Source organism: Haloferula luteola (assembly GCF_014201715.1).
In the GTDB taxonomy this organism is placed as follows: domain Bacteria; phylum Verrucomicrobiota; class Verrucomicrobiia; order Verrucomicrobiales; family Akkermansiaceae; genus Haloferula; species Haloferula luteola.
The window spans coordinates 22,305-38,213 of sequence record NZ_JACHFD010000008.1 but is presented as its reverse complement, the minus strand read 5'-3'; the positions used below and the strand labels follow the sequence as shown (position 1 = coordinate 38,213).

The 15,909-nt window shown below is 59.8% G+C and carries 9 protein-coding genes; 3 read left to right on the top strand and 6 right to left on the bottom strand.

What is annotated here, in order from left to right; all coding sequences use genetic code 11:
• Positions 1–26 precede the first annotated feature (26 nt).
• Positions 27–761, bottom strand: a complete 735-nt coding sequence (locus HNR46_RS09200; protein WP_184018031.1) for an RNA polymerase sigma factor — start codon at positions 759–761, stop codon at positions 27–29.
• A 226-nt stretch (positions 762–987) separates the two neighbouring features.
• On the opposite strand from HNR46_RS09200, the gene HNR46_RS09195 reads away from it, so the two are divergent.
• Entirely contained in the window at positions 988–1,677 is a 690-nt protein-coding gene (locus HNR46_RS09195; protein WP_184018028.1) for a PEP-CTERM sorting domain-containing protein, read from the top strand.
• Between the two features lie 75 nt (positions 1,678–1,752).
• Positions 1,753–6,150, top strand: a complete 4,398-nt coding sequence (locus tag HNR46_RS09190) for a TIM-barrel domain-containing protein (protein WP_184018026.1) — start codon at positions 1,753–1,755, stop codon at positions 6,148–6,150.
• A 17-nt stretch (positions 6,151–6,167) separates the two neighbouring features.
• On the opposite strand, the gene HNR46_RS09185 is transcribed toward HNR46_RS09190, so the two are convergent.
• The 4 genes from HNR46_RS09185 to HNR46_RS09170 all read right to left on the bottom strand — a co-directional run bounded on the left by HNR46_RS09185 (position 6,168) and on the right by HNR46_RS09170 (position 12,127).
• Positions 6,168–8,396, bottom strand: coding sequence for a serine/threonine protein kinase (locus HNR46_RS09185; protein ID WP_184018024.1), 2,229 nt, complete (start codon positions 8,394–8,396; stop codon positions 6,168–6,170).
• Between the two features lie 5 nt (positions 8,397–8,401).
• Positions 8,402–8,941 (bottom strand): ECF-type sigma factor, encoded by a 540-nt coding sequence (locus tag HNR46_RS09180; RefSeq protein ID WP_246418012.1) that lies wholly within the window; start codon positions 8,939–8,941, stop codon positions 8,402–8,404.
• An 83-nt stretch (positions 8,942–9,024) separates the two neighbouring features.
• Positions 9,025–10,530 carry a hypothetical protein gene (locus HNR46_RS09175; RefSeq protein WP_184018020.1) on the bottom strand — a complete coding sequence of 502 codons (1,506 nt, stop codon included), beginning with the start codon at positions 10,528–10,530 and terminating at the stop codon, positions 9,025–9,027.
• A gap of 238 nt (positions 10,531–10,768) precedes the next feature.
• On the bottom strand, positions 10,769–12,127 hold the full coding sequence (locus HNR46_RS09170; RefSeq protein ID WP_221285093.1) for a hypothetical protein: 1,359 nt from the start codon (positions 12,125–12,127) through the stop codon (positions 10,769–10,771).
• A gap of 263 nt (positions 12,128–12,390) precedes the next feature.
• Between HNR46_RS09170 and HNR46_RS09165 the strand changes: the two genes are divergently transcribed.
• Positions 12,391–14,670 (top strand): tetratricopeptide repeat protein, encoded by a 2,280-nt coding sequence (locus tag HNR46_RS09165; protein WP_184018016.1) that lies wholly within the window; start codon positions 12,391–12,393, stop codon positions 14,668–14,670.
• Between the two features lie 216 nt (positions 14,671–14,886).
• On the opposite strand, the gene HNR46_RS09160 is transcribed toward HNR46_RS09165, so the two are convergent.
• Complete coding sequence (locus HNR46_RS09160; protein WP_184018014.1) at positions 14,887–15,879, bottom strand: glycoside hydrolase family 43 protein; 993 nt, start codon at positions 15,877–15,879, stop codon at positions 14,887–14,889.
• Positions 15,880–15,909: the final 30 nt, after the last annotated feature.

Below are 15,909 nucleotides of genomic sequence, written 5' to 3'. Positions count from 1 at the left end.
CGCAAGCAGAAAGCACGCCGCTGGGTTCAGTTCCGCAACGCCGCTTGGAGCGCCGCCAATTCTCCATCCACACGCTCAGGGGTTGGCTCGTTCAAGGTTGCGCCAATCCGATCTCGCAGCCCATCCCGGAAGCGAGCCCGCAATCGACTCACCGCTTTCCTCACTGCCGTGGAACTGAGACCCAACTCGGTGGCCGCGGCTCCATAATCCGCATCGGCCACGTCGCTTGGACTCAGAAACGTCTCCAAAACCGCAAAGATCTCCCCTTTCCCTCCTGCCTGCTCGGCATCTCGAAGGTCACCCAGCGCACTGTGAAGAACCTCCATCGCCCAACTGCGATCATAGTGAGCCTCGGGAGTGGCAAAACCATCCGGTTCCGATGAATAGCGACTCTCCGCCTCGGCGGTGTCCAGTGGCACCATCTCTTGGCCACCACCACGCTTCTTGGCATGATCGCGCTGCCGCACATCGCCCATCATGCGTTGGAAGGCGGTCAATAGAAAGGTCCGCAGCCGTCCCAGCTCCCGATCCGCGCCAGCGACCAAATCCCGCTCAAGCAAATAGCGGAAGAAGCCTTGAGTCAGATCTTCCGCATCTTCATGGGAGGCACCCCGTCGTCGGGCAAAGACATAGAGCGGATACCAATAATCGGCACAGAGATGCTCCAGCGCCGCCTGACGCTCAGCGGGAGTCCCATGTCCCGCTTGCACGATGCGGGTCCATTGAGTCGGTGGAAACGACGAAGGAGAAATCGCACTCATCGGCAGCTTGCGAGATCTGCCCGGCAACGACCCCTAAGGCAAGCCCGAACCCCCACAACACCTGCGACCCCCAGCTCGCAGACCATCGACAAGTGTCCGAATGTCAGCCTGAAAGCCACTATCGGAGAAAAATTTTGGCGGTCAGGGCAGGCCGAATCCGCATGACGAAAAGACGGCCCCCTCGGTTTGGGGACCATCACTCCAAAAACCTGAACCTACCCCAATCATGAAACCCATCCTCCGCGCCATGTGGCTCCTCTCCGCAGCCAGCGTTGCCCCCCTCCATGCGGCTACCGTGTTTGCCGACGACTTCAGCGAAACAGACGGCACCGAGATCAGTGGCAAGGCTCCCGACGTCGGCTCCGCATGGACTGGCACCGCCCCCACCATCGTTGCTGGCACCTACGATTCCACCGGTGCTGGACGCGGGACGTTTGGCAACTTCACCGTCGCCCTCGGAGCTGGGCAAGTGCTCACTCTCACGTATGACTCCATGGTGCCCAATGGCGGAGCGTTCTTCACGACAGGTTGGGCGGGCGTCAGCCTCTACGCGGGTGGGTCCGAACGTCTTTTCACGGGGGATTCGGGCGTCGACACGATTTGGAGTGTCGATCAGGCCGCCGTGCTGGGGCTCAACCTGAGCAGCCCGGGCGACTCCACGGAAATCACCTCAGTGACCCTCCAATATTACTACGACACCGGGGCTTGGGCTTTTTCCACCACCTCCGGAGTAAACCTTTCCGGCACTGGTCTAGCTTTTGAGGCCTTCGATCAAATCCGCATTGCCAATGGGTCGGGCGGAGACATTCGCATCGACAACCTCAATGTCGATATCAGCGCCGTTCCCGAACCCTCGGCCTCACTGTTCGCCGGGCTTTCCGTGCTCGGACTTGGCTTTCTGCGCCGTCGGGCTTGATCCCTAAATCGCGTCCCTTCCCTGCCGGCCGGACCTGCTCCGGCCGGCCTTTTTTCGCCTCATTTTCCACCCTTCATGCATCTCATCCCTCGACTTTCCCTCCTCGCCACCGCGCTGTCATGCGCACTCGCCCACGGTTCCGACATCGGTCAGGAATCCTTCGACGGACCAGATGGACCCATCGCGGGCTCCACCGGGGGTGAGGGTTGGAACTGGGACGCTACCACCCAATCTGCCACCGACACGTCCTCGGATTGGAATGCCACCTTCGGCAACCCGACCATGACTCAGGGAGTTCTGAGAACCGATCAATCGGGTGCCCTGAGAGAATACAACGGCCCTGGAAATGGTGTCGCAAGCGACGAGGGCCTCGGTGCCCAGCGAAACACGGGTCTGCTGTATTATCGCGTCCAGTTCACCCAGCGGGATAAAAACGCATGGTCCGGCATCAGCTCCTACGACTTCGGTAGTGAACGGATCTTCTTCGGCCAACCAGGCGGACAAGGTGCCTCCCGCCGTTTCGGCATCGATCAGGGAGGAGATCAGGTTCTTGGCCGCATCGCCCCTGCCACCAACCGTCCCTACGATCTTGTCGCCGAGATCAATCCTGACTCCCAAACCCTTCGACTTTGGGTCGATCCGCAAGATGGCAATGCCGAGCCAGAAGCCTCCAAACAGCGTACAGGCTCCCATTGGTCCTCCGCCCTGCGCCTCGCCTCCGATGGGCCGACCGATTGGGATCAACTCCAGGTGACCACTCGCTGGAACGACCTAGGTCTTCCCCCGATGACGGGCACCCTGCTGGAGGAAGATTTTTCCGGCTACGTCGAGGGAGCACTTCCTGGCCAGAAAGTCCAAGGGCGCGGCTTCGGCGCCGGTGCCACCTGGCAAGGCGACTCGGCCCAGGAGTCCTCACTGGATACTCACTCCCTGCGCGCACCCAAGCTCCTGCCCCGTGGCGGACGGCTGATCACCTCGGGCGATGGAGGTCTCGGCACCACCGCCACACTTGACAGCGGTGCCTTCGACCGCGCCGGTCTGCTCGGCTCCGACGGAACCATCGGGGGTGGGCCCACCGATGGGGCGCTCTACTTCGCATTCCTAGGGCGAGCCCTCAGCGACCAAGGCAGCGGTGCCTTCGGTGGTCTTCACTTCTACCTCGGAGGACAGGAACGCACCCTGATCGGCAACGGATGGCCCGAAGGGGTCTTCGAAGCTTCTGCCGAGCACACCGCAACCACCGTCCCTTTTGCCAGCGCCCATTCCGACCAAAATGGGGGGGCGGAAGCCATCGATCGCGACCTCCACTTCTTTGTCGGGCGCATCACTTTCCATGCGGATGCCCCCGATGACCTCACTCTCTGGTTGGACCCCGACCCTGCTCAGGCGGAAATCGATCAAGCGCCTTCCCTGACCACTCAGGTCGAGGGTTTCGCCGATCTCTCCTTCGACTCGTTTCGGCTTCGAAGCGGCAATCAACATGCTTGGGAATTCGACGACCTGCGCATGGGCACCACCTGGGACTCCATCCTGCCACCGGTCTACGAGGGGGACTTGGTTCGAGTGCAAACTCTCGGCGACCGCCTGGTCCGCATCGAATTCCGCGGCCCCCAAGGCTTCGAGGATCGCGAGACTTTTACCGTGGTCGATCGCACCCGACAGGAAATCCCCAGCACCACCACCCGTGCCGAGGGAGAAACCCTGGTCACAACCGAACACTATCGCATCCGCATTCCGGACGACGTGACTTCCTTGGAAGGCATTCGCATCGAGTCTCCCACTGGCGACCTCCTCCACACCTTCGGCCCCACCCTCCCCAAGACCCCCTATCTTCCCGATCCGGGCGACTCTGCCAAAGTTTGGGTCATGGCCGATCAACCGCGCCTCATTCCTCCCTCTTGGGGTGCCACGCCCCCACCGGACGCGCAGGACCCTGAGTCGGGTTGGGACACAGGAAATGATGCCGCCGATGCCTATGTCTTCCTAACCCCAGAGGGAGCAGACGACACCTTCCGCCACGATTTCCTTCAACTCACCGGCCCGGTGCCTCTGCCACCACTCTCCACCTTTGGACTCTGGGACAGTCGTTACTTTCCTTACTCGGAGGAAACCGCTCTTGAAGTCATCGACACCTATCGGGAAAAAGCGATCCCGCTCGACATGTTTGTGGTGGATACCGACTGGCGAATCGGAGCCTCTGAAGGCTACGCCGTGGACACCCAGCTCTTTCCTCACATGGGTCGATTCCTCGATGGAGCCCACGCCCGTCATGTCGGCGTGATGTTCAATGACCACCCCGAACCTGTGGCATCGGCCGCCCTCGACCCGGAAGAACTCCAATACCGATGGAACGGACTCACTTCCATTTTTGACCTCGGCGGGGACGTCTGGTGGTACGATCGCAACTGGCACATCAGCCTGCCCGAACCCATGCCCGGAATTGCCAAAGAGGTCTGGGGCATGCGCTTGTTTCACGATATCACCGAACGCCACTTGCCAGATCGTCGACCGTTGATCATGGCCAATGTCGACGGCATCGACAATGGAGCCTGGAATGGCGCCTCTCATCCCGCCGCCCACCGCTTCCCCATCTGGTGGACCGGCGATATCTATAGTAGTTGGTCCGATCTTGGAACCGCCGTCGACCTCTCCACCCATAGCGGCATTTCCCGAATGATGCCCTACGTTCATCCCGACTGCGGAGGCCACAACACCAATCCCACTCAGGAAGGCTATGCCCGCTGGGTCCAATTCGGTGCGCTTTGCCCGGTATTCCGCCTCCATGGTGGAGCACAGGAAATTCGCTATCCGTGGGCGTATGGCGAAGAGGCAGAACAGATCGCTCGCGACTACACTCAACTCCGCTACCGGCTCCTGCCAACCTTATATGCAGCGGCTGAGCGAGCCCACCGCGATGGCACCCCGATCCTTCGCCGCGGAGATCTCGAATGGCCCGCTGAACCCGAAGCTTCCTCCGGTCGACAGTATCTTTTGGGAGACGACATCCTCGTCGCCCCCGTGACGCAACCCGGCACTTCCCTCGCCGCCTTCGATCCCGGCTTCCTCCATGCCTCGGGTGAACCTGGACTCCATGCGGAGTATTTCTCCAATCCGGACCTGAACGGCAGCCCCACCCTCACCCGAACTGATGCGTCGATCGATTTCGACTGGGGAGACGACTCACCTGGCACCGGCTTGCCCAAGGATGACTTCTCCGTGCGCTGGACCGGAACCCTCGGGCCCTTCACCGAATCCGGCACCGCTTCGATCGCCATCACAGCCGACGATGGCGTACGACTATGGATCGATGACCAATTGCTCGTCGATGCCTGGACAGGCCAAAGCGGTAGCTATCACTCCGTTTCCTTCCCTGTCACCTCAGGCCAGGAAATCCCCATCCGTGTCGAATACTACGAACGCGGCGGCGGCGCCTCCATCCATCTTGGACAAGCCGTTCCCCAACCCTTCAACTTCTGGCTACCCCCTGGCACCTGGGAAGATGCTTGGACTGGCGAACGCCTCACCGGCCCCCAAACTCTAAGCCGTTTCCTACCGCTCGATCGATGCCCCATCTTCTACCGTAGCGGAGGCGCGGTGCTAACCGTTCCTACCATGCAATTCACCGATGAGCGACCATGGGAACAAGTCGTCATCGATGCCATTGCCCCCACTGAGGACACCACCACATCCCGCCAACTCTACGAAGATGACGGCACTTCCAATGCCTATCTAACGGGCGCCTCTCGCCGAACTCAGATTGAAACCCGCCGCGAAGGGGAACGTTTCAGAGTCTCCATCCAACCCGCGGCCGGCAGCTACACTGAGGCCCCAGAAGAACGCTCCTGGACCGTCCGGCTGCACCTCCCGCCCGCCACACCCCAAGGGACTCTCTTCCTCAACGGCAAAGTTCTCCCTTGGGAAGACGAATCGGTCTCCTGGATCCCGGGCGGCGGGAACAACGACGACACCATGCCTCTTTCTGGTGCCGGATCGGGAACCCGGTCGGCGCAAGGCCCCATGGTCGAAGTTGCCCTTCCTGCAGCATCCGTCACCCTCGCACAGGAAGTCCTCTTCAGCCCACTCGACTCCGATGGCGACGGACTCACCGATGAAGAAGAAGGAACGGGCGATGCTGACGGGGATGGCGTGCCCAATCACCTCGATGATGATTCCGATGGCGATGGCCAAAGCGACGCCACCGAGGCGCGCGCAGGAACCAACCCTCTCGACCCTAGAGAATGGTTCCGCATCGAAAATATCGACAACTCAGACACCGAACAGCTTCGCATGACGCTCTCCGGAAAAGCTGGGCGCAGCTACCAAATCGAAGGCTCGACGAGCCTCACGACCGGCTCTTGGTTTCCGATCGGCGATCCCGTCGGCCCCTTGGCCGAGGCCGCAATGTTGGAATTGAAACTCCCAATTCTCGCGGCCGGGAGGCACTTCTTCCGCGTCGCTGCTCTGCGACCCTGATCCCTCCCCTCAGAAGCTCACTTCGTGGAAGCGCCCACTCTCTCCAAAGTGTGGGACGCTTCATCGAGCAAATAGGCCACCAAGGCCCAATCGAACCAAACGGCCTCAATCGGTTCCCCTTCAATGAAATCATCCTTCCCGCAATCCTGGGCCAGCTTCCGCGCCTCCTCCCAGTGACTGCGGGCAATCTTTGATCGCTCGCGGCGGGCTTCCGTCATTGCGAGCACACAGTGCAAGGCGGCGGTGCAAGACGACTTCGCATCCTTCAAAGCAAGACCTTCCCAGGCAACCCTCGACGCGGCGTTCAGATCATCCCCACGAAGATGATAGAGGCCCAAAGACAACGCGGCCCAACCTGGAAAAACGGCATCCGCAGGATCACCCAAACTCTCAACCGACGTCTCCAAGCGCGCCAACATTTCCGGACCTGCCGGTGCCGCACAGCACACCTTTAGCAAATGCTCCGCCCCCACCTGCGTGGTCGCAGGGAGGTAGCGATCGAGAATCTCTTCCCGAAACTCCGGGAAATCCGGCTGGTGTCGATACAACAACGCAATCCCACACGCCATCAAATCGGAACCCTCCAGGATCCGTGTCGACTGCTCCAAACGATTCGCCTGAATGAGCAGCCGAAAACACTCCAGCGCCTGATCCCACCGGTCGTGGGAAGCATTCCAGTCTCCCAGTGCACGAAACACCGCCGCGGCCTCCAATGAGGGCTCAATCGCCGTGATCGGATACCGCTGGCGCAGTTCATCAGCCTCCTCCACCCGATTCTGGTTCAGCAAAAAGGCCACCCGCGCCAGATTCGATCGAGCATCCGCCTGCCAGCGCAATCGCTCCTCCTCTTTCCTCGCCGCTTGTGCCTCCATCCGCAACCTCGACTGCTCATCGAGAGCTCGACGCTCCCGCTTGTAGAGCGTCGTCGTCGTGACGAGCCCCGTGATCAGCAACCCCGCGACCCCTGCCGCCACCGCACAGGCAGCGCGGTTCCTTCGGACAAACTTCCCGAGCAAATACGCACGACTCGGAGCACGCGCGGAAACCGGCAAATCCTGCAGATGGCGACCGATGTCCACCGCCAAAGCATCAACCGTTTGATAGCGATGATGCCGGGACCGCTCCGTCGCCTTCATCACAATGCCGTCGAGATCACCCGCCACTGCCGCGATCCATGCACGCACGTCGCAACCACGCACCCGCGCCATCTCGGTGGCTCTGTCCGGCGGCATCATCGCACACCGTCGCGAAGGCAACTGCATGGCTGCATTCAGCACTCGATCTCGCAGCGCCGAAACTCCCAGATTCGCCATCTCATCCTCATCCAATGGTGTCACTCCCGTCAGCAACTCATGAAGCAGAATACCTAGGCTGTAGATGTCACTGCGGGTATCCACGTCCAATCCTGCGAGGTCAATCTGCTCCGGACTCATGTACGCTGGAGTGCCGAAAAGCTCGTCATGAAAAGTGATCACCTTTCGCCCTTCGCCCAGAGGATGCACCATCTTCGCGATCCCGAAGTCAATGACCTTGGGCACCGGCCTTCCCTCGTGAGTGGCCACTAGAATATTCGACGGTTTGATATCCCGGTGGATGATCCCCTTTTGGTGCGCATGCTCAATCGCTCGACACACCTCAACGAACAACTGCAGGCGCTCAACCAATCCAAGCTGATGTCGGTCGCAATAAAGGGTGATCTTCTCCCCCTCCACCAACTCCATCACAAAATACGGTCGGCCAGCGGGTGTCGCTCCAGCATCCAGCACCCGAGAAATATGCGGGTGATCCATCAACGCCAGGGCTTGGCGCTCTGACTCAAACCGAGCAATCATCAGCTCGGTATCCATTCCCGCCCGCAGGATCTTCACCGCGACTCGGCGCTGGATCGGTTGACCTTGCTCCGCTTCGTAAATCACCCCTCCACTCCCTTCGCCGAGCCGGGCCACCAAACAATAGTCTCCCAACACCTCTCCAACCTGCTCGTCGGTCGTCACGCTGAGCGTCGAAAACGGCTCCTGCTCCGCACAACACTCGGCCGCTAGATCGCGACGTTGGTCAGCCGCCTCCAGAAAAAACCCCATCGAACGACGGCTCGCCTCCACCAATCCCCGCATCTCCTCCATCGCCTCGGGATGGTCGCCCAATGCTTGGCGCAGAAAATGATCGAGCAACTCCGGCTCGTCCATCGACAAGGCCACCTCAAGGATCGCGTTCTGCACCTCGCGCCCGAGTTCATCATCCTTCATGGCGCTCAAGACGAAGAGTTCGATCGCTCCGCCTGAATCATCTGAAAAAGCTTCGCCCGGGCGAACATCCACTGACGCTCCACAGACCTCACGCTGCGTCCCACCAGATCGGCAATTTCGCGATTTCCCAAGCCCGCATAGAACTTAAGCAGAACGATTCGGGCGGAAATCGGATCGCTTTGCTCCAATTGAATCAAACATTCGTGAATCAACAGAACGTGATCATTCCCACCAGGAAATCCAGCATCGAGGGCCTCTTCCGGTGCGATCACCTGGCGCTTGGCGGCCGACTTCTCACGTGCCCGATCCACCAAAATTCGCCGCATCGCCTGGGCGGCGGCTCCAAAAAAGTGGGCCCGATTCTCCCACGTCACCTTCTGCCCTCCCGACAGCCTCAACCACGCTTCATGCACCAAAGCGGTCGGCTGCAAAGTGAATTGCCGACTCTCGTGCCGGAGCCGGTCCGTCGCAATGCGGCGGAGCTCCTCGTACACCACCGGAAGGATCTCCTCGGTCGTCAAAGGACTGACAGTTTTTCCACTCATGGCCATCGACGAAAGATACCCACCATTCCGTCAGGAAATTGCAAAGATCCCCGGCCAATCGCAACCCGCAGGTCCGTCAACAATTAGTGCCCCTCCGACTGCCGCTCCCATGCCTCTCCTCGCTGAATCGCATCCGCTGCGACTTGGCGATCATCTTCAGAAAGCTGTCCCATCCACAATGCAGCTCCTCTGGGGTCATGTTCATGCCAACGCAGTGCCACATTCTGCAAAGCTTGATTCCGAGCCCGACCCATGGGGTAACCGTTCAACGCTTGGGCCGTATCGGCTGGATTGCTCCAAGCCCTGTTAGACATCTGGTCGGTCCAGTCGATCATGTCCTTGTCCGACATCAACCCAAGCTCGATCGCACGAGCAAAGACAATGTCTGCCACCTGAGGCGGCGGAGATCCCGTATGAACAAGCCGTTGATAAACGCTGGGGATCTGCTCGTCGGAAAGATCGTGAGCCCAGTTTACCGCTTCGTCCATGGCTGCTTCTGAAACCGGACGCATCAAATCCCTCGGAAAAGAGAACCCATAGGAATCAGAATCCCCCGCGGACGCATCGAGTTGTTCGGCAATCGTAGGGGGTGAAACCGCGGGCTTAGGATGTTTGAGCCGTTCCATCTGCATTTCCGCTTCTTTCCGAACCGTCGGATCCATCACGTCCAGAAGTGACTGGGGAATGGCGACGCGCTCTTGAGCTGCCGCACGAATCCAGCACCTCGCAATTTCTCTGCGCTCATTTAGACCCAATCTCAACTCGTGCTGATACACATCAGCCACGGCGGCTGGTTCTTCCAAACTCAAGGTTTGGACGAGAGATATCTTCCAATGTCCTGCTTCTGTAGGAGGTATGCCCAAGCGCACCAGATCCATCCGGATACAAACCTCTGGAGAGTAGGTTTCCATGCGACGAAAGAGCCTGCCGAAGTTTGACATCTTCCCCAATGCCCCATCGGGAAGTTGCTCCGTTACCGACACCACCGATCCCAAAAATCGTTCCATTTTTTCCCGTCCTCCCCATGCCGTCGCATCCGCCTGATAGAGAAGAGATATCACACCATCCGCATCTTCCTGCTCCGTGAGCCAATTTAGGGCATCCAAAGGATTCTTCTCTGCCTTCACGACCATGGCCGCTGCCTTCAACAAGCGACGCCAGGGATCACTCACAGAGCCGAGCCGATCCAACAATTCATCCTCATTCCCCGCAGCAGCCGCCTCAAGACCATGGAGCAACTCCAGATCTGCCTGAGGCATTTCGGCGATCACCCGAAAGAATCCATCGGGATTGCTCTCCGCCCACACCAACGCCAACTCCTTGAAACAAGCTCCTCGAATTTCCGCGTTTTCCATGCCCCTCGCCAGAGCCAGAATTCTGTCAGGATCCGCGACGGCCCTTTCATGCAATTGCTCACGGTATAGAGGAAGCTCCCCACTGGGACGCTCCGAGATCGCCTCTGAATTGACGCCTGCGGCAATGAATGCGACAGGGTCGGCCTCGAAAGCGAGCCGAGCCACTTCCTTGGTGAAAGCCTCCACCACCAAAGGGTCGGCATGCTGAAAGCGTTCAGCCAGAAGCCAACTCATGCGCTCAGCTTCAGGAATGGATCTCGCGAGCTCAATCGCCCCCCGTATCCCTTGCCATCGATCCTTCGTGGTTCGTATCGCCGCTTGCCATTGAGATCCTCCTCGATCATGCGAATCTCGATTCGACCGAGCTTCCACAGACGTTAGGGAACCATCGATTCTCCTCGGAGGGAGAAACCACCAACCCGCCCCCATTCCCACGGCGATGGCGACCAAGATCCCGATTCGCGTTTTCATCTCAATGCTCCGCGTTGATGATTTCCACGACTACCTGTGGTGCCTCGCCCGATTCCAAGAAATTCTGCAATCCCTCCGGATCAGCTTTCTGCCAACCTTCCACCAACCTTTGGGCTCCCGTGTTCGCTTTCTCAGCGTCGCCGATGGCCTCAATCCATTGCGCGGCTTCCTCAAAATGAGGCTGACTTTCCCAGAGAACAGATTGAACCAACATCTCTACCAGTTGGTCGCGGCTCGAGCTTGGCGATTGCGACGCAAGCCACTTCGAAAATCCCCATCGATCCTTCGAAATCCATCGCGACGCAAACCTCTCAGTCGTCTCCTCCCGCTCAAGACTCGCATCCATCGCCAAGACGGCCTCAAAGGTTCGTTGCGGTAGACCCTCGAACATTGCGTCATCAAAGGCATCGAAAGGATTATCCCTTCGCGTCATTCCCTCCTCTTCGCCAAAGAGCACCAATAACGTCACTTCTCCTCGTCGGGCACCTCCCGCCACCAACTCCGTGTAGAGGCTCAAGGCCCCGTCTGGTTGACTTTTCGCCAATCCTATCCCGGCCGAGGCCAAAGCATTTCGCTGAGAGCGCTTCGAAGGCATTCTTCGGGCAAAATCCACCGCCGCTGAAGGATCCTTTTCTGCCAGCGCAGTGACCAAGCCCGCTTCCACCCGCTGGCGAAATTCTCCTGCAGGCAGCCGATCCAGCAAGGCCCCCACTTTCTCGGCATGTGGTCTCACCCATTCTAACATGCGCTTTTCGTCGTCCCCTCCAGATCTTCCTACGGTAAATCCGGTTTTTCCCGCCCAATCAAACGCCGCTTCTGGATCCACTTTGAACCAATCTTCAAAGAGCTCACGCTCCGAGACGCCAGCTCCTCCACGCCTCGCAACTTCCATCGCTTCGCGAAAGCGCCCTTGGGAAACATAAACGGGCACTTTCTCACGGGCAACGATCTGACTTCCATGAGCCTCGATCAATTTCTCAGCCAGCTCAGGATGAGAGGCCACTAGCAACTTTCGCACCCGCGACGGTACCGCTGCATTCGAACTTTTTCGGCCTTCTGCGTAAGCCTTCTGCGGGTCAAAAGCGATCCATGCTGCCCAAAAATCCGGATCGTCTCCTGCCGCGGCACGAGCCGACTCCACATCCACTTCCACCCATCTCGCCAAAACGAGGCGGCGACAACTCGCCATGAACCGATCGTCTTTCCAAGCGTTCCACAACGTTTGCAGTTCCACGGGTCCGGCATGAGGAAGGCCAAAGGCAAGCTTCGCATAGCGCTCCGAATTCCCCTCACCCAGCAAAACATCAAGATCCATCGGCTCTGCCTCGGGAATCGTCCCCACCTCCAATCTCTCTGCCATTTTGACCGGTTCGATATGAACTTCAGGTGCGGTTGGGTGAACGCCCCCCTTCATCCATCCACCGGCCAAAACTCCGAGCCCGCATCCCGCAGCCCAATGCATCCATGAAGCCTTCATCCGTTCAACAACTACTCTCTCCCCGCAAATAGGAGCAAACAGGATCTCTGTCCCCGAAAAGTGGAGATCCCTCTCGGCATTCCCCCCCCTAACCATCCGGCTTTCCCCTTGCCCGCGGCGATCCGGCTTCCTAGCCTCCGCCCGCTATGCCCCGGAGAATTCATCGCCCGATTGCTGCTTCTCTCGCGTTCGTCACGTTCGCGGTGGGGCTCGCACCGGTGATGGCCCAGCAATCCGGGCCCTCCGCAACGGCCCCGGCCGCATTCGACCCATCGGACGTCTACTTCCAAGGGTGGTTGCTCTGCAACGACGCCGAAAAGCTTTCCAAACAAGGCAAGGCCAGCGAAGCGCTGGAGAAACTTCGTCGTGCCACCCAGCTTTTCGACACCATCTCTCAGTCCTTTCCTGAATGGAAAAAAGACATGGTGGAGAGCCGCCGTCGCAAGGTCTCCGATGCCATCGCCGAAGTGCTGCCGGATGCCCGCCGTGAGCAGGAGAAAGACGAACAGGTGCGCAGCGAACTCGAGGGTGGCGTCCTCCGCGGAGGAACTCCCGACCCGGATGGCAGCCTCCTCGACAGCGGCTTGCCCGTCGCGCCCATTCCTTCAACTCAACCCGTCGAAACCCTCGCATCCCGGCGCATTCGCGATCTCCAATCTCAGGTGGAAACCCTGAAAGCCCAGATCACTCAAGGTCCCGCCAACGGGCAGACCGATCGCCAACGTGACCGCGCGGTCGCCGAACTTCAAAGTGCCCGCGCCGAACTCGATCGCCTCCGCCGCCAGACCGCGGAAGCTCCCATGCAAGGGGAACTCGATGCTCTCGCCCGCCGCATCGACAAGCTGGAGGCCGAAAAAGCCGTCATGGGCCGCGCCCTCGATGCCTCCCGCAAGGAAACCGAAGAAGCCCGCGGCCAGGTCAGTGCCCTCCAGAACGAACGCGCTCGGCTCCTCGGACAAATCGACCAGATCAAACAGGAGCTCGCCGATACCCAACGCGATCTGGAAACCGAACGCGCCGCCGCCAATCAGGTCGTCGCCGGTCAACTCAAGCAGATCCAAGCCCTCCAAGACACCATCAAGAAGAAGGACGAGCAACTCGCCTCCGCCCACAAAACCATCGACAACCTCCAGTCGGAGCTCGGCGAACTCCGGGCCTCCTATCAAGAGGTGCAAGAAGAGCGCAACGAACTCCTCCGCGAGCGCGATCAGATGGCCGCATTGCTCAACCTCAACAAATCCGGCCAACTCGAAGCCGTCATCGATCAGAACCTCGCCCTCGACCGCGAGCTGCGCGAAACGAAAAAACGCTACGATGCCCTCCAGGAAGACAGTGATGCCTCCAAAGAGGACCTGCTCGAGGCACTTCGCGATCTCGCCATCTCAAAGCTCCGCATTCAGGAATATCGCCGCGAGAATCAGGAACAACAACAGCGCCTCAACCAACTCCAAAGCCGTCTGCGCGGGGAAGCCAGCTCCGTCACGGAGCATTCGGTTTCCTCGGATGAGGCCGAAATGGTCCGCGGCATTTTGGAACGCCAGTTGAAGATCCAAAAGAAACGCGGAGAAATCAAAGACCTCCTCATGGGGTCTCTGGGAGAAACCGCTGAGAAAGACGAAAAAATCCAACGCGCTCTGGACATTTTTCAAGGATCCGAACTGAACCTCACCGCCGAAGAACTCCGGGTCATCGAAGGTCAGGAAGTCGATGGTGTCATCATCTCCCCCTACGCCCGCCCCCGATCCGAGGTCGAACGCAGCCTCGCCGACCTCACCCGCGAACTCCAGCCCTACGAAGCAGCAGGCATCCGCGCCTACAAAAGCGGCCGCCTCTTCGCCGCCCGCGAAGCCTTCGAAATCATGATCGATCGCAATCCGGGGGATGTCGCCGCGATGTGCAAACTCGGCCTGGTTCAAAACCAACTCAACGAACCCGCCGCTGCCGCCGAGGTCTTCCGGCGCGCCACTGAGCTCGACCCGAAAAACCCCTACGCTCATCGCATGCTCGGCTACCTGATGAGCCAATTGGGCAATCATCCCGAAGCCGTCGTCGAGCTTCAACGCGCCGTCGACCTCGCTCCCACCCATGCGGAGTCCCACCTCCTCCTCGGCAATGCCCGCTTCCAAAGCGGCGACCTCGCCGGGGCCGAAGACGCCTACAAAATGGCGACCTCTTGCGATCCCACCAACGCCGAAGCCCACTACAATCTGGCCATCCTCCTGCAGCGCCTCGGTCGCAAACTTGACGCCGCCGAGGCGTACGGAAAGTCCCTACAAAACGGGGCGACTCCCAATCCTGAACTCGAAAAGAAAATCGGATCCCTCCCTGGCCCCGAAACTCAGGCGTCCGAAGAAGAACCCTCGGATTCCGACACCCCTACAGCCCCTCCCGCTGAAGACCCTCCCACCGAGCTGACGAGTCCCTGAGGCGGCACCTCGCCCCACCTTCATCTTCCTCGGAATCCTTGCCATCGTCCCCTGCACAACAGGCGGAGCGCGCGTGATAGCAAGTTTCGCACATCCCTCCATCGCCCAGCACCCATTCGGCCGGGCCGCCGCAGTCGCTGCACACGAGATCGTCCTGGGTTTTCGACTCCACTCTCCGAACTTCCTTGGATTCACCCGGACCGCAAGCCTCGCGAATCATGGCTCTCCCGACGGCACCGGGATCTTCACCCCTGCCCGTACCGGAGCCCCGATTTCCGGTGCTCCATGGGTTCGATCAAAAGTGAATGGCTGGATCTGCACCTGCCGGTCCCATCCGGCACCGGGATGCCTTGCCACATGGTAGACGATCCAGTTTTCCCGACCGTCCGGTGAGACGGTAAATGAGGCATGCCCAGGCGCAATCACTCGCCGCGAGCCCTCAAACCATGGCTTGCGGGACTTCACCCAGCTCGCTGGGTCCATCGGATCTCCACCGACCAGCTTCAAGATGCCCAGACAGTAGTGATCCGACCACGACCCACTCGCCGAGTAGATCACGAACGTGTCCTCTCCATTGACCAAAGCCGTCGGGCCTTCATTGATCCTTGGGTTCCCGCCTCGCAACTCCCAGTCATGCTCCGGTTGGGAAATTTTCACCCGTGGACCGACCGGTGTGACCGGGTCCTCCATGCGCGAAATGTAGAGATTCTGCTGCACATTCTCCGTCCCCTCCCATCCTGACCAAATGTGATACAGCTGCCCTGCATGCTCCAGGGCCGTGCCATCGATTGCCCACCGATCCTCTGCCAGATTCAGCTCTCCAGCGTGCTCAAAGGGGCCACACGGATCCGCCTCTTGACGGCGCAGCACCTGCATCCGGTGCTGGGCATTGTCGCCATCGTCCGCAGCCACATACACATACCAAACCCCACCGATCCGATGCAGCTCAGGGGCCCACAAGCCATGCGACCACGGCTTCCCACGCTCCGGGCGCCAAACCTCGACCGCCTTGCTCTTGAAAACCTTCAGCAGCGAATCAGAGGCAGCGACCCAGATCGCACCGCGCCCTGAGTAGCAATAATAGTATCGGCCCTCCTCATGAATCACCCACGGATCCGCACCATGCTCCGCCACCGGATTCGCAAAACGCTCCCTGGCCTCGCCGATGGCGACCAGCAACAACAGGGCGATCAGGAAAACGTTCCGCATGCCGGAACCCCTACGCCGACCGCCCGTCGC